This is a genomic window from Neobacillus nitrireducens, assembly GCF_030915405.1.
GTDB lineage: Bacteria > Bacillota > Bacilli > Bacillales > Cytobacillaceae > Neobacillus.
Map to the genome: position 1 here is coordinate 2,837,510 of NZ_CP133262.1, position 18,405 is coordinate 2,855,914.

Consider the following 18,405-nt stretch of genomic DNA (forward strand, 5'->3'; position numbering starts at 1 on the left):
AAGTTTAATCAAACGTTTGGTTAGTATATTAGCCTTTCTTAAAATACCCAGATATATCATAGCTTCAACACGATTTAATCAAACGTTTGATTAGTTTTCCCATTTTCCTAAAAAAATCAGATATATCATGGCCTCACGTACATTTAACCAATCGTTTGATTAGTTTTTTAATCCTTCCACGAAAAAAGTGCCTGACACCAACAAGCAAAATCGCAATCGGAGTGTCAGACACTTTATTAAGGCAGTTCTGGTTTTGTGTAGACTGGAGGTTTTCCACCCAAGGTTTTTAAGAACGCCAATAAATCAGATTTTTCTTTCTCTGTTAGACCAATGGGATTCATAAACTTTTTCATAAAGAAGCTTTTATTTGGATGGTCGTCACCGCCACGGTCGTAATAATCAATGACTTCCTCTAGTGTAGCGATACTGCCATTACTCATATAGGGGGCAGTGTGTGTGATTCCATATAAACTAGGTGTTCGGATTCTGCCCAAATCCCTTTCGTCCTTTGTAACTGAGAAACGGCCTTCATCCTCGGTATTAAGCCCAATATTATAATAGTTGTTATCTGATAAATTTGAACCATTATGACAGGTGATGCACATGGCTTTACCCGTAAATAGGTCCAATCCGCGGATTTCTTGCTGTGATAAGGCGTCAGTGTCTCCCTCTAGGAAACGGTCTAGGGGTGTATCTTTTACAGTAATTAATCGTTCAAAGGCCGCAAGGGATTTGGCAATATTTTGTTCCGTAATACCATCCTCAAAAGCAGCATCGAAAAGCTTATCATAGCTTTGAATTCCTTTTAACTCCCTTACTAACTCTTTAAGGGTCTGATTCATTTCATTTGGGTTTTGAATTGGACCTAACGCTTGCTCCTCTAAGGAAGCAGCACGACCATCCCAAAAGTTTGTTTGGTAATAGCCTGAGTTAATGATGGTTGGACTATTTCTTGCCCCAGCTGTGCCATCTATCTTTTTCAGGGTAGGGCGATTGTCACCATAACCTAGGTTTGGATCATGACATGTTGCACAACTAACCTGGTTGTTTCCTGATAAACGAGGATCAAAATATAAAGTCTGCCCCAATTTAAGCACCTCAGGATTCATCGGATTATCCTTTGGAATAGGAACTTCCCCTATCGGCACAAGCTGTCCTTGACTCTTGAGGCTTTGCAGCAAAGCATTAGGGTCAATTTCGCTTCCTTGCTGTTCAGTTGTTTTATCTGCAGGAAGCTTAGTCGGTGCCGCAACATCATCATCTTTCGAGCAACCAATCAAAGCCACACATAATAGACCAAGTAAAAATAAACTAGATAAAAATTTCTTCATATGAAGGAATACCCCTTTAACATAATTTCTTACCATAATTATAAGTTAATAAATTACGTTAAAGGTGTTGCTATTATGGAGATATTATTAAATGTTTACTATCAAAAATAAAAATGGTGTCAGGCACCGCCAAAAGACAAATGTCCACGAGCGGTGCCTGACACCATTAGTTTGTTTATTGAGTGATATCCTTAAGAAACACGCTTCAAATGTTTAAATTGCCCTTTTGATAGGACTGATTTTTCTAGGCGGTGAGCCATCATTCCGGCAAGGACGGCTAAGATAATGTCTTTTGGCAGAAAAGCAACCATCCATAACCATGCCATTTTATAAGTGAATCCTTCTGGTGCAGCAGCCCAAAGTTTATAGGCATAGTACATCCAATTTGTACCGAATAGGTAGTTCACAGCCATTCCGATTAAAGACGCAATGATAAATGCAGCCACAGTTCTTTTCTTTTCAACAATTTTTCCAATGATAAATGCTGTAAAAATATACGAGAGAATAAAGCCGAAGGTAGGACTGAAAAGGGTAGAAGGTCCAGCTCCAAATTTAGCAAATACAGGGACGCCTACAAATCCTACGAGCATATAAACAGTCATCGCAATTGACCCTAACCGACTCCCCAAGATAGCCCCTGCTAAGATTGCAAAAAAGGTTTGCAGTGTAAGGGGAACTCCTCCAACTACCATAAAAGGTACAAAGGAGGTTATGTTAGCGCCAATCGCCATTAATGCAACGAACATTCCCACTAGTGTTAAATCCAACGCTCTTAATTTTTTATTCATTCTCTCACCCCAAATATTAATTGTTATAATATTAAAATAAGGGGAATAAACAGTATTGTCAACCAAAATTTAATAAGGGTTAACAATGTAAGGGTAAATTAGTTCTCACCAACTATTTATGATCTATTATTATTAACTTTAAAAAAGTGTCAGGCACCGCAAATGGACATTTGTCCACGAGCGGTGCCTGACACCCACTTTCGACACCAAATTTTACTTTGTTGTGATGTCGGTCAGGACGGCGTACCCATTGTTTACTTTAAGTTTGGCTAGTATTTCTCCTTTAAAAGAGGCTTTTTCCCATTCTGTTCCGGTGTTGTCTTCTAGGTAGTAATTATCTAGATTGTATTCCAGGAAGGCTATTTCCTGTCCTTGGTTTTCTTTGTCGATATAGTTTATGGTGCCTTTTAGAAATAGCCCCTTATCAGGCTTCTCGAGGGTTACTCTCTTTGGCGTGTGGACACCCATCTTTTTCTCCATAAGGACATATACATCAAACGGTCCTCCCCGGTTCTGCATTCTATTGACTACTGCTTTATCCACCATACCGACCGGAATTTCTTCCGCTTCATATCGAAGGGTCACGTAATCGCCTCGAAATGGGTCTGATGGGTCCAGAGGTTTTGTTTGGAGAATCATTTCCTCGCCGGTTAACATGGTATAAATAGGAGTAATGCACAGGCCTAACAGAATCAGCACTGGCAAGGAACAAGCCAAAACTAACTGCTTTGCTCGATTATTCATGCACACTCACCCCTTTTTTTCTTTGCTTTTCAAAGTAAAAACCGAAGCCAAGCAGCAGTAATCCGCCAATAATAAATACGAACGACTTTGGCAAAAATTCAAAGGATAAATCCAGGTAAAAACGGAAGATCATCACGCATAGGATGATGATACTGATTAAACTGCCTCGTTTGATTAAGTACAACACATAGAGGAAGTACAAGATAGAGAAAGGAATGTATACCCAATCCAGTGGCCAGGTATCCTCAAAAGATAACAATAGCGCTGCCGCCCCATGTAAGAGGTATCCCAAGACCACATAAATATCTCTCACTTTCCCCTTTGAATGAACAAGAGCAACCCCAATAACCAAATAGATTAGTCCATACACATACGGAAAATCAGTATAGCCAGAGCGGTTGAGAATAAAGCTAACGACCGTCCCGATAAAGGCAAGCGAAACCAAGCCCGTGATAAAGCCTGTTACTTTTGAAAAACCAATTTTTTCATTAAAAATATAAATCGCCGCTATCCACAACAACGTCCAATACGGGATGTTTACGCCTTGCAGGTATTGTCCATCGAGCAGGTACTTGAGGACAAATAGGGAAGAGGCAAGAAGAATCCATTTATCCCGTAATACCCAAGCTAGCGGCAATATTCCAAGCGACCACCATAAAAAGGCATTTTGTGAATTTGTACCGAGATGGAACATTTGCTCAATCAGAAAAATTCCCGCACCGAACACAAGAACACCTAAATAGTATAAGCTCCTAGAAGTTTTTGGATAGTTTTTTTCCATTTTATATCCAGTCAGATTGCTGGCAAGGAAGATTGCAATTATTAATAGGAGTTTCACTGTCTTTCCAATTTCATCCCAGTTACTCGCGATAAAACTAAGCACCCCAGCACCAATCAATATCGAACCAACATACAAAAGTGTTTTTGTAAAAGAAAGCTTCTGCACCTCGTATATCTCGTCTATCTCGTTTTCCTTTCCTGCAGGCAGAATCTCGGAATCTCCTAAGAACTTAAGCTCCCGCTTTAAAAAATTTAATTCATGTTGTTTTATAATCCTCTTCGCCATCCACCCCACCCCTTTTAAGCTAATCTTATATTGAGATTAACCGTTCTCAACTGTTTCAAAACCAATGTCTCTATAGTTAAGTTTATTCGACAAATAGAGTTAATAATCCTTTTAAAACAAAGTGTTTAACCATTTATTTGATACAGAATGAAACAGAAAAAAATGGTGTCAGGCACCGCAAAAAGACAAATGTCCATGAGCGGTGCCTGACACCATTGAATGACCTATCATTATTTATCCCGGCAAAATTTACAAACTTTGATGGTTTGGTTTGTTTCAGTCTTATGCGGATATAGCAGTTTGATTCTTGTTCTTTCACAAAGCGGGCATGTCCCGCGGCCATTTGAAGGCAAGTAGCTGATTGTTTTCCCACGGTTTCTCTTTGCCATTTTCATCCATCCCTATCTTGATAAATTCTCGTTTCTTTATCTAATGATGGACTGGCACAAATATTGTTAGGCATATAATTGTTTTTCGAAAAAAGGTTGTTGTTCGAATATTCCCTTATTCAGAAGCTCAATATGGAAAATGTCTACATCACTGTCATGTCCCCCCACGGTGCCTGACACCACGCTGACGCCCCTCATGCATTTTTGCTCACTAATCTACATACATATCTATGAAGATCAAATACTTTCAATGGCTGCACGACAATAAATCACTTTCCATAAGATAGGAATAAGAGCCGAGACTAAGACTTTTTTTAGTTGGAAAGGAAAGATGTGGTGCTTCAATATGAAAAAAAACGAGGCTTATCACGATTTGTTTCAAAATCTTCAAGAGGATGGGATGTCATTCGATCAGGTCTTTGACCGGATCGTAACATTCATGAAGTTAGACCCAAACGGAAACTATCGACTGATGGTCGGCACAGATTCTCAAGTCCATAAATCAACGACCGTTTTTATCACGGGGCTTGTCATCCAAAATAAAGGAAATGGAGTATGGGCATGCATTAAGAAGGTGGTCATTCCAAGAAAGATGACTCATTTACATGAGCGAATATCTCTTGAACTATCATTAACCGAGGAAGTCGTTTCGATGTTCACGGAGGAAAGAAAAAATGAGTTAATTAATCTTGTTCTTCCCAACATATATCAAGGAGCAACCTTTACGATGGAGGGCCACATTGATATCGGAGCGGGCAAACGAAATAAAACAAGTGAGTTTGTCAAAGAAATGGTCACCAGAATTGAATCTATGGGCGTCGAACCAAAAATCAAACCAAATGCCTTTGTTGCTTCAAGCTATGCCAATCGTTACACCAAATAAGAGTGTCAGGCACCACGAAAAGACAATCGTCCTTAAGTGGTACCTGACACTCTTTTTAAATCTCTATGAAAGACATTCTAGTTCAACTTTTATCGTGGTGCCTTTGCCAATTTGGCTTTCGATTTTCATGGTACCGTTATGTTCCTGGATGATTTTGTTGCTGACCGTTAGGCCAAGTCCAATTCCTTTATCCTTGGTTGTATAGAACGGAGTTCCCAAATAGTGCATAAGTTCATCGTCAATGCCCATTCCTTCATCCGAAAAACAAACCTGCACTCGGTTTCCTTCTACTCTCTGAACATGTATATTGACATTTCCGCCAGAGGGCATAGATTCAATTGCATTTTTTAAAAAATTAACAAAAACCTGTTTCAACTGATTGGGATTACAAAGCAACTCAATATCATCATTTTGATATTGGCTGGTTATTTGCACATTATGTAATAATGCTTGTGGATGTAGAATATTAACCGTACTTTCAACAATTGAATTTAGATTTTCTTGATCAAATTGAATGGCTTGAGGTTTTGCCAAGGACATAAATTCATTCACTATCATATCGATACGGTCTAATTCATTCATAATGATAGATAAATAGTCATCCTGTTTTTCTTTGGTGGTTGTATCTTTTAATAACTTTGAAAATCCCTTTAAGGAAGTCAAAGGGTTTCGAATCTCATGAGCTACTCCAGCAGCTAATTGACCGATGATTGAAAGCCGATCTAAATTTCGGAGGACATCATCATTATTTACCCGGTCTGTAATATCTCTGCCGACTGTGACATAGGAATCAATCTCTCCTAGTTCATTAAAGATGGGAGAAATTGTGGTCTCAGAGTATATCACTCGATTATCACCTGTTTGTATCTTCGTTTGGAGCAATTGTGGCTCCTCTGTGTCTATTAACCTTTGACAAACTCTTTCAAAATGTTCCATTTCCTCTGGCAAGATAAGATCATGAGCGCTTTTACCAATTAACTGTTCAGAGGTATACCCAATTCCCTTTTCATGGGAAGGAGAAGCATAGACAATCTTTTTATCCTTCGTATAGACCTTAATCATATCTGTTGCATTTTCGGAAATAAGCCTGTACATCTCTCGAGTCTTTTTCAATTCTCTTTCAATATTTATATGCTCAGTTATATCACGAAAAATGGCAAGGACAGCAATGATTTCCCCACATGGACTTCTAAAAGGGGAATATGAAACAGCTATATCAAGGATGGTTCCGTCTTTATGGTACCTTTGGGTAACCATATCCGGAAATGCTTCACCGCATTTGACTGATTCAATAATATCATGCACATATTCAGGAGCAGAAATTTCTTCCACTCTTTTACCTATCACATCTTCCTCGGTATAGCCAAATATTTTGGTATACACATGGTTCACCCGAATAAATCGATTCTCCATATCAACGATACAAATCCCGTCCGCTGTACAGTCTAGAAATAAGTCAATTAAATCATCTGGATTATAAACCATAGATTCCTTCTCATTCGTAAAAATCGGGAAAAACTTTGACATAGAGATCTCTCCAAACGCATCATATATTCTCTTATTCTCCATTTTACAGAATTTTTCGGTAAAGAAAAGAAGTATTTTCAAAATGGTGTCAGGCACCACAGAAAGACAATTTCCTAATTTTGTCCACTCCACAAGTACAATCATGTGTAGGAACTAAAAAACGCTTGGACCACAGTTGTAGATTACATATTCAAAGGGAATACTCTGGCCATTCATAAAATATTATTCTTCCCGCTCATAATGGACTTCCTCCGCCTCATAAATTGGGCAATAGGAGGTGATACAAATGAAAAGAAGGCTATTCGTCTTAATCATACCCCTTCTATTGATGTTGTCAGGATGCTCTGGTGATCCAGTTCAGGACGACTTACTTAATTATGTAAACAAAGAAATGAAGGATGTAGGAAAATTGGAGAGTACTGCCGTTTCTGCCTATGAAGGGGCCTCGGGTACAAATTATCAGGATGATCAAACAATGTACGATACGTTAATGAATGACGTTATACCGAATTACTCTGAATTTGTTAAAGAGCTAGAATCTGTAAAGATTGAAACAGATGAGGTACGAGAAATTCACGAAATATATATAGAAGGGGCAAATATTCAATTTAATGCCTTTGCAAAAATTAAACAGGCTTTAGAAAACCAGGACGCAGATTTAATCCAAGAAGCGAACGATATGCTGGCGGATACCAGAACGCATATCCGGGATTATCAAACAAAACTAAATAAGCTTGCAAAGGAGCATGATGTAGAGATAAAAAACTAACAAGAAAAATACTACTAAACTAATAACGGAAACCACTGTTTTTCTAGTTTGCTGAAGCAAATGCATAAACTAACTAGCCAAAAAGTCAGCCCTCTTCTGTTAAAAAAACGGAAGGAGGACTGACCTTTTCATATATATTTGGGACGCAACTAGCGGTGTTAACGACATGAATCGCTAGCTTTACCGATCGGCATCCATTCGAAATAAGTCAGCATTCGCCATACCCATTCCAATGGGCCGTACCTAAAGTAGCGGAGCCAAATGGTACTGAAAGTCAGTTGGATGACAGAAATAGCCATACATAGAACCAGTGATTGGATATAGCTCAAATGATCGACTAAATTTAGCATCTGCCCCAAAACTAGGATGAAGATTGTTTGCGAAACATAGTTTGTTAGCGCCATTCGTCCATAGCTCTTTAGAGGTGACAGAACCTTCCGGACAATTGGAAGGTTAAGAAGCAATATTAGCAGTCCTGCATAAAAAGCAGAGACAATGGGACCTATTGTAATTCCAAGCTGTAAGAATCGCTGTGTTTCCAAGGAATCGGCACCCGATCCATTTCCAAACACAGACGGAACATGTTGATATTGATACACAAGCCCCGCGACACTTAATACGAACATTATGCCAGTAAAAATTACTATCCTTTTCCCATGTAGTGAAATTCGTTCAAAGAATCTATATTGCCCAGCAGCAACGCCCAACAACATTAGTGGAACAACCATGAAGATTTTTTCTGCAAAAAGGCCCAACACGACCAACATTGCCGTTCCAAACAAAAGATTTACTAGCTTATTAGCTTTGTAAAAAGGCAAAATGATCAAACCGCAAATGGCGTAAATTGTTAGGGCTTCCCCCGGGTGAAATTGTACATGCACTAACCCAAAGAGAAACAGTACAAGTAGCCGCCGCAAAAACATAACATAGCCATTTTTCCCCTTCGCATTGGCCCGTGAGATAAAAATATAGAACCCCACACCAAATAAAAAGGTAAAGATCGTATAAAAGCGACCTTCGACAAACAAATATAAAAATCTTAAATACGATGCATCCGTGGTTCCAGGAACGGGTAATTTAACCGACAATAACGAAATGATATTCACCAGAATAATGCCCAGGAGCGCAAATCCCCGCAAATAATCAAGTGTTTCAATTCGTGTGTCCAACTGATGTGTATCCATCCAAATCAACTCCACACTTAGTATAACGGTTTACGCAGATTTCACCTATATCATCAATACAAAAAGGCTGACACACTTCCTTGTTAGCCCTTTGTATCACTTTTCCAAATTCGATTATTTCTTCACAGTTAATTTTGCCAACTTACTGGTATTCCCTGCTGCATCCTTTGCATAAACATAAAATATTTGACATCACGCCGTTATCTGTACCGTAAGTATCAATTTGGGTAAAACCCAAAAATTGCAATGTATTATTAATATTGTTATAAAACTCAATTGTTACATAGGAATCCCTGTCATCTAATTGATCCGATTGATAATTCATCTGAACGTCCATTTTATTCGCATCAATTGAAGCAACTTTTTAAAATTGAATATAATAGGAACCTTTTGAGTCTTTCAAGGTACCCGCCACTTGCCCATTATTTTTCAGTGGATAGTCTCTCAAAAGTAAATTCCTTATTCGTTAACTTCAAGAGATACACGTCAGGATTGCTAAGCTGTCTCCATTCCTCATAGCCAAAGTCAGGTAGGTAATTTTTAATTAATAAGGACATTAAATTCCCATGAGTAACGATGAGATTATTTTCTGAATCACTTTTAAAAATCTCCTCGACAACACCAACAATGCGGTCCATTGCTTCCCGACTGGACTCCCCTCGGTCGAACCTTAAGTCCAAGTCATCAAATGTAGCTTTTAGTTTTTCAAGCCAATCAGGTAACATTTTCGCACTTAATATCCTCTCAGCTAACCTTTCGTCAACCTCAATATTTACTTTTGCACGTTTGGCAACCCGCTCAATCGATTGGATAGCCCGTAGAAATGGACTTGAAATGATTCGGTTAATCTTTACATCTACAAAAAATCCGGCTAAATCAACTGCTTGCTGGATACCATTTTCGGTAAGTGGAGCCTCTTTTGGCTGCCCTTCTGCCTCACAATGCCTTATCACATAAATCTTTTTCTCCAAGCCATCATCCCCATAAAATAAGTAGGAAACTGTCATTAAATTCAATATCTTTTATTGATATCCTTCTCCAAAAACATTTTTAATCCATGCATCCGTTGATTACCGCCCTCTATTTTGAGAAAAAGTATAAGCTTCACTAAGCCACTGATATACATCCTTATTCAAATCAGCTTCCATTTTAATAATCACATGGTGAATCCAGCGGCCAGGGTATGGCTCAACCGCTTCAACAATTTTTTCATCTTCAATATACCGGTCAACCACAAAGGTCAGGGCAAGGCAATCCTCAGGACGTGTACTTGACCAGGGCTGAGGCATCCATATCCAGGCAAATTTTGTTTTTGTTCCAATTGAGATAACGGATTTCTTCACTTCAATGGTTACTGGACCGATTGAATTGATCGTCTCTTCAACAGCTTGGAACAACGAAATGTGTTTTTCTTGGCCGGTAAAAAAACGTTCTACATCTTTTCGATAAGATGAATTCACCATTTATCCCACCTCGTTTTATATACTAGTGACAACGACAATCCAATTAGCTCTTCTCTCTTTAGTATAAAACCATAAATTGGATATAGAAAGTTAAATCGTTGTCCAACGATGATTACAACATCTGCACAGTGGACCCATACCAAACACTTTCCTTTTTCATACCTTAATAAATAAATGCAACTGAGATGTTTGAAAAATGGAGGTAAATAGAGCTATGTTGGAGGTAAGGCAATCTCAATACGGGAGAGGAATTTTTGCCACTCAGGATATAAAGAAAGATGAACTTCTGGAGGTTTCACCTGTCATCATTTTTCCAAAAGAAGAGTTTAAGTATTTGGAAAAAACAACCTTGATCGACTATGTATTCTGGTGGGGAAAGGATTTCGATGAATGCGCGTTAGCCTTAGGAATTGGGTCCCTATTTAATCATTCCCGCACACCAAATGCCATCTTTAAAAGAAAATTAAAAAAGAGAACCATTAACTTTTATGCCTATTCCGACATAGAAGCCGGCGAGGAAATACGGATTAATTACAATGGTGACCCTGATGACAAAACGCGATTATGGTTTGAGGAATAAATTAAAATATACTAAAAGAGTTCATATCCTCTTAGAAATAGGAAATGGACTCTTTTTTTAGACTATATCTCCCCTTTAGATTGACATTTATTTTGATGTATATTATTCTAGTAAAGTCATTTTATATAAAACCTATCAAAATACTAGGAGATGTCCAAATATGAAGAAATTCGCAGTTGTTTTTCTAGCTCTCCTTCTTACTGCCGCTTTAGGTGCTTGCAGCAGTAAAGAGGAAAAGGTAAGTTCTGCTAAGGCTACAAGCCTATATGATCAAATCAAAGAAAAAGGTGAAATTACCATCGGTACAGAAGGTACATACGCTCCTTTTACTTATCATGATGATTCTCAAAAACTAACAGGTTTCGATATTGAAATTGCTAAAGAAGTATTTAAACGATTAGATATTAAGCCCGTTTTCGTTGAAACAAAATGGGATGGCATGATCGCAGGTCTTGATGCGAAGCGTTATGACATGGTAGCAAACGAAGTTGCTGTTCGTCCAGACCGTTTAGAGAAATATGATATGTCTGAACCGTATATCGTCTCAAAAGCTGTTCTTGTTGTTCATGAGAACAATAACGATATTAAAACTCTTGATGACTTAAAAGGTAAAAAAGTAGGACAATCATTAGATAGTAATTACCGCAAAATTGCTGAAGAACATGGAGCAACTAATACAGTTGTAGAAGGATTTAATCAATCGATCGACCTTATCACTTCAAAACGTATTGACGCAACAATTAATGATAGCCTTTCATACCTAGATTTAAAGAAACAACGTCCAGACCTTCCGATTAAAAAGGTTTATGAAGAAGCAGACGCAACAAGTAATGCATTCCTCTTCCGTAAAGGAAATAAAGAGCTAGTAGATGCAATTAATGGTGCACTTGCAGAAATGAAAAAAGATGGTACGTACCTAACAATCTCTAAAAAATGGTTTAATGCGGACGTATCTAAGTAAAGGAATGGAACAAAATGGTTGCAGATCAAGAACGCATAGATCGAATTATAGGAATCCTTAGTGATTCCTTTTTTCCTATATTAAAAGCCGGAATGGAGTTTACAATTCCATTAACACTAATCACCTTTGTTTTAGGGTTAATCTTAGCCTTCTTTATCGCACTGGCACGTCTATCCAACATGAAAGTTATAAACGCCGTTGCCAAATTTTATGTTTGGATCTTCCGCGGCACTCCCTTACTCGTACAAATCTTTATTCTATTTTACGGATTACCAAGTATGGGAATAACACTAGATCCATTTCCGGCTGCTGTCATTGCTTTTACATTAAACAAAGGTGCTTACAGTTCGGAAATTATCAGGGCAGCGATACTTTCAATTCCTAAGGGGCAGTGGGAAGCTGCATTTTCAATTGGCATGTCCAAATCACAGGCGATGAGACGAATTATCATTCCTCAATCCATTCGTGTGTCTTTACCACCACTAGGAAACTCTTTTATTAGTCTAGTAAAAGATACTTCCTTGGCAGCAACAATTACGGTTACTGAACTCTTCCAAAAAGGTCAACAAATCGCTGCTGCTACCTATGAGCCATTGTGGATTTACATTGAAGTCGCCTTTATCTATTTAATCTTCAGTACTGTACTTTCTTATTTCCAGACAAAAATGGAGATTCGATTTGAGCGAAGCGTAGCTAAATAATGGAGATGATACAATGATTCACATCAATAATTTGCATAAACGATTTGATCAGCTTGAAGTATTAAAAGGAATTGACCTGACCATTCCCAAAGGAAAGACAGCCGTAATTATCGGTCCATCCGGTTCAGGAAAGACAACACTCCTTCGTTGTCTTAACCTACTAGAATTACCAAACCAAGGCTCAATCGAACTTGGAAATCAAACCATCAATTTTGACCAAAATAATAAATTGAGGTCAAAAGAACTTGTTTCTTTTCGAAAAAATACGGGCATGGTCTTTCAAAATTACAACCTATTTCCACATTTGACTGCACTTGAAAATGTAATGGAAGGACAGACAACTGTTCTTAAACGGTCAAAAGCAGAAGCAGAACATAAAGCAAGAACCCTTCTAGATAAAGTTGGTTTGAAAGAGCGGGCCGAGATGTATCCTCATCAACTATCCGGAGGACAACAACAACGTGTTGGGATTGCCCGAGCTATGGCAATCGATCCAAAAGTACTACTTTTTGATGAACCTACTTCTGCCTTAGACCCAGAGTTAGTTGGGGAAGTTCTAAAGGTCATGAAGGATTTATCTAAAGAGAACATGACGATGGTCATTGTTACCCACGAAATGAACTTTGCCAAAGATGTTGCTGACCAAGTCCTCTTCATGGACCAAGGAGTTATCGTGGAAAAAGGTACCCCGGAAGAGGTATTCGAGAACACCAAAAATCCACGGACCTTACAGTTTTTAAATAAGGTGGCTGCGAGATAATAATTTACACCAAAAGCTCTTCCTAATCATATTTAGGAAGAGCTTTTTTATTTACATATAATACTCAGAGACAGCTGCCTAAATATTCAATATTTCCCTAATCTCTTGTTCCGTTATTCTTGGAGTTATCTGGTCTCCCGGTTGCACGATGGTTTCGATGAGTTCTTTTTTGTTTTGTTGGAGCTCATATATTTTTTCTTCGATCGTTCCCTGTGTGATTAATCTGATGACTTGAACAACCTTTTTTTGGCCAATTCGGTGGGCCCTTCCCGCTGCTTGCTCCTCAACAGCCGGATTCCACCAAAGATCATACAAGATCACCGTATCCGCTCCTGTTAAATTGAGTCCTGTATTTCCTGCTTTTAAAGAAATGAGGAATATATCAGCCCCTCCTTGATTAAACTGATCAACCATTCTGATCCGCTCCTTAGGTGCTGTTTGACCGTCCAAATAGAAGAAGTTTAAACCAGAACTCGATAACTGTTCACGTATAATCGCAAGCATACTTGTAAATTGTGAAAAGATTAGCAGGCGCCTACCGTTCTCTATGGCGTTACTGACAATCTCCTTTAGTTGTTGGAGCTTACCTGAATCCCCTTGATAATTTTCCAAAAACAAGGAAGGATGGCAGCATAATTGACGGAGTCTTGTCAAACCAGCCAAGATCTTCATACGGCTTTTTTGGAATCCTTCCCCTTGAAGCGATTCTTTTGTTTCCTTTTGGATTCTTTCAAGATAAGCCAAGTATAGCTCTTTTTGTTGCTTTGTCAGCTCAGAATAGTTGACCGTCTCAATTTTGTCCGGTAATTCTTTTAATACATCCTTCTTAACTCTTCGCAATAAAAACGGGCGAACCATTTTTGCTACCTTAGCTGGGTCAAGCTGGCGAAATGCCTTCTGATTCGGAAAGAAATCTGGCATAATCGTTTGAAAAATGGACCAAAGCTCATCAATCGAATTTTCAATCGGTGTCCCGCTAAGTGCAAAACATGTTTCTGCATGAATATCCCTTACCGCCTTCGCTGTTTTGGTTGCATAATTTTTAATCGATTGTGCTTCATCTAAGATTAACGTACTAAATTCATGCTGTGCATAAGAATCAATATCCTGCCTTAAGGTTGGATAAGTTGTTATCCAAACATCAGGCAACAAATCACTTTGCAGCCGTTCCATTCGCTCTTGTGGTGTTCCAATTAACACATCAATTGTTAATGATGGGGCGAATCTCTGAAATTCATTTTTCCAGTTATAGACGAGTGATGCTGGTGCTACAATCAACGCTGGTTTCGCATTTTTGTTCCCATTTCTTTCTGATAAAATAAAGGCAATACTTTGCACGGTCTTCCCAAGCCCCATATCGTCTGCAAGAATGCCGCCCAGACGGTAGTAGCTAAGCGTTTTAAACCATTGGAAGCCATAGTTCTGATAATCTCTCAATTTAGCCTGCAGCAAATCTGGCAACTCAAATTCCAACTCTTCAGGGTTTTTCAAACGGTTTAATAATCGACGAAATTGCTTTCCGAATTTGGCTTTGCCGCCGTTTTCCTTATCAACCAATTCATCCAGCTGCATTCCTCTGTATATGGGAAGTTGAATCGTGTCTTTTTCCCATTGTGATGGTTTAATCTTTACCTCTTGAAGCATGTTTTGAATCGTTTGAAATTCTTCTGATTCCAATGAGACAAACGCACCGCTTGGCAGTCGATAATATTTTTTCTTCTCCACAACAGATTGTAGAATATTTCTAATTTCCTTCTGCTCAATCCCTTCCATATCAAAGCTCACTTCCAGCCAATTACCTGAGGAATCGACATCGATAGTGGTAACGGGTGCATGCTTGTCCGGTAATACAAATGACCTGACGGCACTTGTTAAGAAAATTTCCGTTTTGTCTTCAAGCTGCGGTAAAATTTCAAATAAGAACTCGAATATCTCATCTTCCCCTTTAACATAAACGAGTTTTTCATTGAATCTTAGAGAAGTAGATTGAAACACTTCCATGATTGCCTGTTCCTTTTCTGCATCCCTCATTAAAATAGGACCGCTCTTTTCAGGAGTCGTTTGTTCAAACGGATTTATATTATTCTCACCGTAATAGAATTCCAGTGAGGTCTGGAGGAAATCGTCGATTCGGTCAACATAAATCCTTGCCTCTAGGGGGAATTTTGCGATTTTGCTTGAGACATTTTCCGTAATCTCCAATTGACCAATCTTGTCAATTATCGGAACCACCTGGGAGATGAATGGTTCAATTTGATCATTAGCAATTGGCAGGACAGGATTGTTTGACTGGTCCACCAGTTTTTTTAATTCCTTGATGAGCAGCTGCTGCTCAACCGAAATCTTATAAAAGCGATGATCTACGATGATATATCCATATAAATCTAAGTAGTCGAAAGTTGCTAGTGATGTCAAATCTAATTGAAACCCATCTGCTTTTCCTTTATCTAATTGAATCGTAAAAGGCAATTCCGATTGATCGATTTCAATCTGATTAAAAGATTTTCTATCAAGTTCAAAGTGAACCTCTCCGTTTTCAAGCTTTCGAAGGAGTTCATCCGCAATCATCGGGGGAATAGTAAGCGCCCGTTCATCTAACGAACCATAGGTTCTACTATAAGGAGATTGGAATTCCTGGTAGATCTCCTCATACTTAATTGCCTCCTGTAAAAGGTTAATAATCTCCAGATCATTCGGAGTAAACTCGTGTTCTATCGGATCATAGGTAAAGCTTTTTGTAAACGGGTACTGCACTTGTATATTTATAGCCTTAAGAAAGTCCTTAATATGCTTTACAATATAGGCTCTCTTTTGGCCTACCTTCATTTCTAAGATTAGAAATTGTTTTGTTGCGTAGTACGGCCTATATACTTTCATTATCCATTCTACAAGTAAAGGCTCCTTGATTCTCTCTATCTTCTGTTCCTTACTACCTTGTACTATGCTAGAGAAGTTTTGAATAAATTGATTAGTCAGCTGCTTGACATAAGCTGCTTGTCTTTCTTCCCTTTTCCTTTCTAGTTCCAATTGTTGATTTTGAAATTCCTTCTCTTGTATTCGTTTCCTATCAAGAAAACTTTGGTTTTCTTGATGAGGGTTACTAAAGACTATTTCCCCCTGGGTATTGTCGTGAATTTTCAGCATAACTGCAGCAATATGTTTACATGGCTCCCAGTATTTATCATAGGCAGGACAGTTGCAATCTGAGGAAATTCCGAACCCATCATCCTCAATTGTCACAAGATAGGTTTTTGACCCTCTTACTTTGGCACCCCAGATATTTTTAACGGGATCATGAGATAAATCTCTGACACGACCTTCTTGAAAGTAACCAAGTCCACGACGATAAACTGCATCTGTAAACATATCTTTTATATCAGCTTTTGTTAATTGCTCGAACATAAACTTCCCTCCACCTAAAGCATCCAAGGAAATAGACTATTACTTTCATACTTTCCAATTAACTAATATTCTAGACTATAATTATACAATTTTACTTATGTAGATTTTCTACAGTATTATGGAATATATTAGTTCCACTTATCTTTATTATCCTTAATATGCTACTAATATTTGTAGTATTTTTACTGGTGATTTTTGAAATGAGTAATATTTAAATCCTCGCAAAAACTAAAATGCCCAAATTTAAAAAGAGAGAGGGATTTGTGTGTACCACAGGATATGGACGGTTACCAATGTTTTACTTATTATAGGCTCCATCATTTATATTTGGTTTTTTCGCCCGCATGACTCCATTTTAATTGTAATTAGCCAATTTTCTGCTCAAATAGCTATGATCTTATTTATTTTTAACGTGAATATGTATTTTATTTTTTTACTCATTCGTAAAACCAAACAAAGAAAAATAAAGATTCGGCTTGCCACCTTTTCCAGATATTTTATGAAGTGGCATATTAAAATAGCTATTTCAGCTGCCATACTTATTATCGGGCATTCTTGGATTAATCTTTTTAAAATTGGACCTATCATTGGTTTTGGTCATATCAAACTGTTGATGGGCTATTCGTCCTTTATCTTTCTAATTATCACTTTGTTTGCCGGGTACTTACGCCATAAGAAAGCATCAGGATTTCGAAAAAGGTTCCACCGAATCATCGCAATGATCTTTACGGTTATATTTTTAATCCATATGCTCATTCCTATTTAATATTTAGACTCTGTTTTATATATATATTTTAAGTGGAAATCCAATATAAAAAATGCCTGGAATGTTGTTTCCGGGCATTTCTTTAAGATTAATGAAAACTACTTATTTAATTTCTCTATAAAGCATTCAAACATTAGCCAAAATACACTCCTACACTCCCTTCTATTTTGGCGGTTGCTAAACAATTTTGTATAAAATCCGAGATTTGTTTTTGATCCAAAGTTAAGAAATGACTATTTTTATAAAATTGCTGGTACCCATTCAAAGCCTTTTCAATTTGTTGTATCGAGAAGGTAGAACTGCCGCCTGATCCACTAACTCCTGCATAGTAATTATTTGCATCAAGTAAATTATAAAGTATGGTAGCATTACGATTCCCCATGCTAAACCGAGCATAAGCAATTTCTTCTCCTGCTTTATTGTATCCTGATATATCGTGACCCATTGATTCTCCTCCTTCAAATATATATAAGTTTACTTACCAAAAATAATTAGTTTTAGGGAACTTAACTTAGAATTTCATTTACTTTTTCCTTCATCAGTTTGAATCGTTCATTTAAAAGTTCTAGGGTCGTATTATCCGCGGTAAAATGCATAACGATGGCCTTTATTTCACGTCTGGTGAATTTGCCATGGTCATGTATTTTATATCCCCTGCCGTTAAGTTTATACCTTACCATGAAACTGTCAGCTTTCTTACCTTCCTTCGGAAAGGCTTGAACAAAGTTTAGAACTGCCTCTTGGCATGTACAATCTGGATTCATACAATATGAGTCAGCGACCACATATATCTTTCCGATATAAACAAAGTGGAAATAATCGTCGTTTGCATTGGGGAAAACCTCTGAATAACAAACAGAGATCCCTTTAGCCATCTTACTCAGCACTGCTAGCATAATACCGCTCCTTTTTCAGTAACTTCAATTTTAGCGGCAATATTCCCATTGATTTTAGTTTTTAAGTGATTTTATTCGCTTCAGCATTTTAACAAGAAGTTATTAAAGAGGCGCATGTAGTGGATTTAAAATGATGAGGATGAAAGGGGAAGATTGCAGATTTAATAGAAAGGGATTAAATTCGATAATATTTAT

General features: G+C 37.9%; 20 protein-coding genes. 7 read left to right on the plus strand and 13 right to left on the minus strand.

Features of this window, described 5'->3' with window-relative positions; translation table 11 throughout:
- Positions 1–236 precede the first annotated feature (236 nt).
- From RCG22_RS13590 to RCG22_RS13610, 5 genes are all read right to left on the minus strand, one after another.
- Positions 237–1,331, minus strand: a complete 1,095-nt coding sequence (locus tag RCG22_RS13590) for a cytochrome-c peroxidase (protein WP_308103413.1) — start codon at positions 1,329–1,331, stop codon at positions 237–239.
- Positions 1,332–1,522: 191 nt separating this feature from the next.
- Positions 1,523–2,119, minus strand: coding sequence for a biotin transporter BioY (locus RCG22_RS13595; protein ID WP_308103414.1), 597 nt, complete (start codon positions 2,117–2,119; stop codon positions 1,523–1,525).
- 213 nt (positions 2,120–2,332) lie between these two features.
- A complete protein-coding gene (locus RCG22_RS13600) occupies positions 2,333–2,863 on the minus strand; it encodes a GDYXXLXY domain-containing protein (RefSeq protein ID WP_308103415.1) in 531 nt (176 codons plus the stop codon).
- Positions 2,856–3,929 (minus strand): DUF2157 domain-containing protein, encoded by a 1,074-nt coding sequence (locus tag RCG22_RS13605; RefSeq protein WP_308103417.1) that lies wholly within the window; start codon positions 3,927–3,929, stop codon positions 2,856–2,858. The genes RCG22_RS13600 and RCG22_RS13605 overlap by 8 nt, the downstream gene beginning before the upstream one ends.
- Positions 3,930–4,159: 230 nt before the next feature.
- A complete protein-coding gene (locus tag RCG22_RS13610) occupies positions 4,160–4,318 on the minus strand; it encodes a hypothetical protein (RefSeq protein ID WP_176525537.1) in 159 nt (52 codons plus the stop codon).
- Between the two features lie 346 nt (positions 4,319–4,664).
- Between RCG22_RS13610 and RCG22_RS13615 the strand changes: the two genes are divergently transcribed.
- Positions 4,665–5,201 (plus strand): ribonuclease H-like YkuK family protein, encoded by a 537-nt coding sequence (locus tag RCG22_RS13615; protein WP_098261834.1) that lies wholly within the window; start codon positions 4,665–4,667, stop codon positions 5,199–5,201.
- Between the two features lie 63 nt (positions 5,202–5,264).
- On the opposite strand, the gene RCG22_RS13620 is transcribed toward RCG22_RS13615, so the two are convergent.
- Positions 5,265–6,770 carry a PAS domain-containing sensor histidine kinase gene (locus tag RCG22_RS13620; protein ID WP_308103419.1) on the minus strand — a complete coding sequence of 502 codons (1,506 nt, stop codon included), beginning with the start codon at positions 6,768–6,770 and terminating at the stop codon, positions 5,265–5,267.
- 244 nt (positions 6,771–7,014) lie between these two features.
- Here RCG22_RS13620 and RCG22_RS13625 point away from each other — a divergent pair, with 244 nt between their 5' ends.
- A complete protein-coding gene (locus RCG22_RS13625) occupies positions 7,015–7,497 on the plus strand; it encodes a hypothetical protein (RefSeq protein ID WP_308103420.1) in 483 nt (160 codons plus the stop codon).
- A 158-nt stretch (positions 7,498–7,655) separates the two neighbouring features.
- On the opposite strand, the gene RCG22_RS13630 is transcribed toward RCG22_RS13625, so the two are convergent.
- From RCG22_RS13630 to RCG22_RS13645, 4 genes are all read right to left on the minus strand, one after another.
- A complete protein-coding gene (locus RCG22_RS13630; protein ID WP_308103421.1) occupies positions 7,656–8,681 on the minus strand; it encodes a DUF418 domain-containing protein in 1,026 nt (341 codons plus the stop codon).
- Between the two features lie 142 nt (positions 8,682–8,823).
- Positions 8,824–9,018 (minus strand): hypothetical protein, encoded by a 195-nt coding sequence (locus tag RCG22_RS13635; protein WP_308103422.1) that lies wholly within the window; start codon positions 9,016–9,018, stop codon positions 8,824–8,826.
- Between the two features lie 85 nt (positions 9,019–9,103).
- Positions 9,104–9,688, minus strand: a complete 585-nt coding sequence (locus RCG22_RS13640) for a histidine phosphatase family protein (RefSeq protein WP_308103423.1) — start codon at positions 9,686–9,688, stop codon at positions 9,104–9,106.
- Positions 9,689–9,751: 63 nt separating this feature from the next.
- Complete coding sequence (locus RCG22_RS13645; protein ID WP_098261838.1) at positions 9,752–10,144, minus strand: DUF5655 domain-containing protein; 393 nt, start codon at positions 10,142–10,144, stop codon at positions 9,752–9,754.
- Between the two features lie 214 nt (positions 10,145–10,358).
- Here RCG22_RS13645 and RCG22_RS13650 point away from each other — a divergent pair, with 214 nt between their 5' ends.
- From RCG22_RS13650 to RCG22_RS13665, 4 genes are all read left to right on the plus strand, one after another.
- Positions 10,359–10,724, plus strand: coding sequence for an SET domain-containing protein (locus RCG22_RS13650; RefSeq protein WP_308103424.1), 366 nt, complete (start codon positions 10,359–10,361; stop codon positions 10,722–10,724).
- Positions 10,725–10,884: 160 nt separating this feature from the next.
- Positions 10,885–11,685 carry an amino acid ABC transporter substrate-binding protein gene (locus tag RCG22_RS13655; RefSeq protein WP_308103425.1) on the plus strand — a complete coding sequence of 267 codons (801 nt, stop codon included), beginning with the start codon at positions 10,885–10,887 and terminating at the stop codon, positions 11,683–11,685.
- 14 nt (positions 11,686–11,699) lie between these two features.
- Positions 11,700–12,386: an amino acid ABC transporter permease gene (locus tag RCG22_RS13660; RefSeq protein WP_308103426.1), complete on the plus strand. Its 687-nt coding sequence runs from the start codon at positions 11,700–11,702 to the stop codon at positions 12,384–12,386.
- 13 nt (positions 12,387–12,399) lie between these two features.
- Complete coding sequence (locus tag RCG22_RS13665; protein ID WP_308103427.1) at positions 12,400–13,146, plus strand: amino acid ABC transporter ATP-binding protein; 747 nt, start codon at positions 12,400–12,402, stop codon at positions 13,144–13,146.
- Between the two features lie 78 nt (positions 13,147–13,224).
- Here RCG22_RS13665 and RCG22_RS13670 read toward each other — a convergent pair whose 3' ends face one another.
- Positions 13,225–16,548 carry an SNF2 helicase associated domain-containing protein gene (locus RCG22_RS13670; RefSeq protein ID WP_308103428.1) on the minus strand — a complete coding sequence of 1,108 codons (3,324 nt, stop codon included), beginning with the start codon at positions 16,546–16,548 and terminating at the stop codon, positions 13,225–13,227.
- Between the two features lie 265 nt (positions 16,549–16,813).
- Here RCG22_RS13670 and RCG22_RS13675 point away from each other — a divergent pair, with 265 nt between their 5' ends.
- A complete protein-coding gene (locus tag RCG22_RS13675; protein ID WP_308103430.1) occupies positions 16,814–17,314 on the plus strand; it encodes a hypothetical protein in 501 nt (166 codons plus the stop codon).
- A 133-nt stretch (positions 17,315–17,447) separates the two neighbouring features.
- Here the strand turns inward: RCG22_RS13675 and RCG22_RS13680 are convergent, their stop codons facing one another.
- Together RCG22_RS13680 and RCG22_RS13685 are read right to left on the minus strand one after the other, a co-directional pair.
- Complete coding sequence (locus tag RCG22_RS13680; protein WP_098261845.1) at positions 17,448–17,759, minus strand: hypothetical protein; 312 nt, start codon at positions 17,757–17,759, stop codon at positions 17,448–17,450.
- Positions 17,760–17,820: 61 nt separating this feature from the next.
- On the minus strand, positions 17,821–18,210 hold the full coding sequence (locus RCG22_RS13685; RefSeq protein ID WP_308103431.1) for a hypothetical protein: 390 nt from the start codon (positions 18,208–18,210) through the stop codon (positions 17,821–17,823).
- Positions 18,211–18,405: the final 195 nt, after the last annotated feature.

Bases quoted from the DNA above. Each gene is read 5' to 3' on its own strand.
- RCG22_RS13590 (WP_308103413.1), bottom strand. From the start codon at position 1,331: ATGAAGAAATTTTTATCTAGTTTATTTTTACTTGGTCTATTATGTGTG.
- RCG22_RS13595 (WP_308103414.1), bottom strand. From the start codon at position 2,119: ATGAATAAAAAATTAAGAGCGTTGGATTTAACACTAGTGGGAATGTTC.
- RCG22_RS13600 (WP_308103415.1), bottom strand. From the start codon at position 2,863: ATGAATAATCGAGCAAAGCAGTTAGTTTTGGCTTGTTCCTTGCCAGTG.
- RCG22_RS13605 (WP_308103417.1), bottom strand. From the start codon at position 3,929: ATGGCGAAGAGGATTATAAAACAACATGAATTAAATTTTTTAAAGCGG.
- RCG22_RS13610 (WP_176525537.1), bottom strand. From the start codon at position 4,318: ATGGCAAAGAGAAACCGTGGGAAAACAATCAGCTACTTGCCTTCAAAT.
- RCG22_RS13615 (WP_098261834.1), top strand. From the start codon at position 4,665: ATGAAAAAAAACGAGGCTTATCACGATTTGTTTCAAAATCTTCAAGAG.
- RCG22_RS13620 (WP_308103419.1), bottom strand. From the start codon at position 6,770: ATGGAGAATAAGAGAATATATGATGCGTTTGGAGAGATCTCTATGTCA.
- RCG22_RS13625 (WP_308103420.1), top strand. From the start codon at position 7,015: ATGAAAAGAAGGCTATTCGTCTTAATCATACCCCTTCTATTGATGTTG.
- RCG22_RS13630 (WP_308103421.1), bottom strand. From the start codon at position 8,681: ATGGATACACATCAGTTGGACACACGAATTGAAACACTTGATTATTTG.
- RCG22_RS13635 (WP_308103422.1), bottom strand. From the start codon at position 9,018: ATGGACGTTCAGATGAATTATCAATCGGATCAATTAGATGACAGGGAT.
- RCG22_RS13640 (WP_308103423.1), bottom strand. From the start codon at position 9,688: ATGACAGTTTCCTACTTATTTTATGGGGATGATGGCTTGGAGAAAAAG.
- RCG22_RS13645 (WP_098261838.1), bottom strand. From the start codon at position 10,144: ATGGTGAATTCATCTTATCGAAAAGATGTAGAACGTTTTTTTACCGGC.
- RCG22_RS13650 (WP_308103424.1), top strand. From the start codon at position 10,359: ATGTTGGAGGTAAGGCAATCTCAATACGGGAGAGGAATTTTTGCCACT.
- RCG22_RS13655 (WP_308103425.1), top strand. From the start codon at position 10,885: ATGAAGAAATTCGCAGTTGTTTTTCTAGCTCTCCTTCTTACTGCCGCT.
- RCG22_RS13660 (WP_308103426.1), top strand. From the start codon at position 11,700: ATGGTTGCAGATCAAGAACGCATAGATCGAATTATAGGAATCCTTAGT.
- RCG22_RS13665 (WP_308103427.1), top strand. From the start codon at position 12,400: ATGATTCACATCAATAATTTGCATAAACGATTTGATCAGCTTGAAGTA.
- RCG22_RS13670 (WP_308103428.1), bottom strand. From the start codon at position 16,548: ATGTTCGAGCAATTAACAAAAGCTGATATAAAAGATATGTTTACAGAT.
- RCG22_RS13680 (WP_098261845.1), bottom strand. From the start codon at position 17,759: ATGGGTCACGATATATCAGGATACAATAAAGCAGGAGAAGAAATTGCT.
- RCG22_RS13685 (WP_308103431.1), bottom strand. From the start codon at position 18,210: ATGCTAGCAGTGCTGAGTAAGATGGCTAAAGGGATCTCTGTTTGTTAT.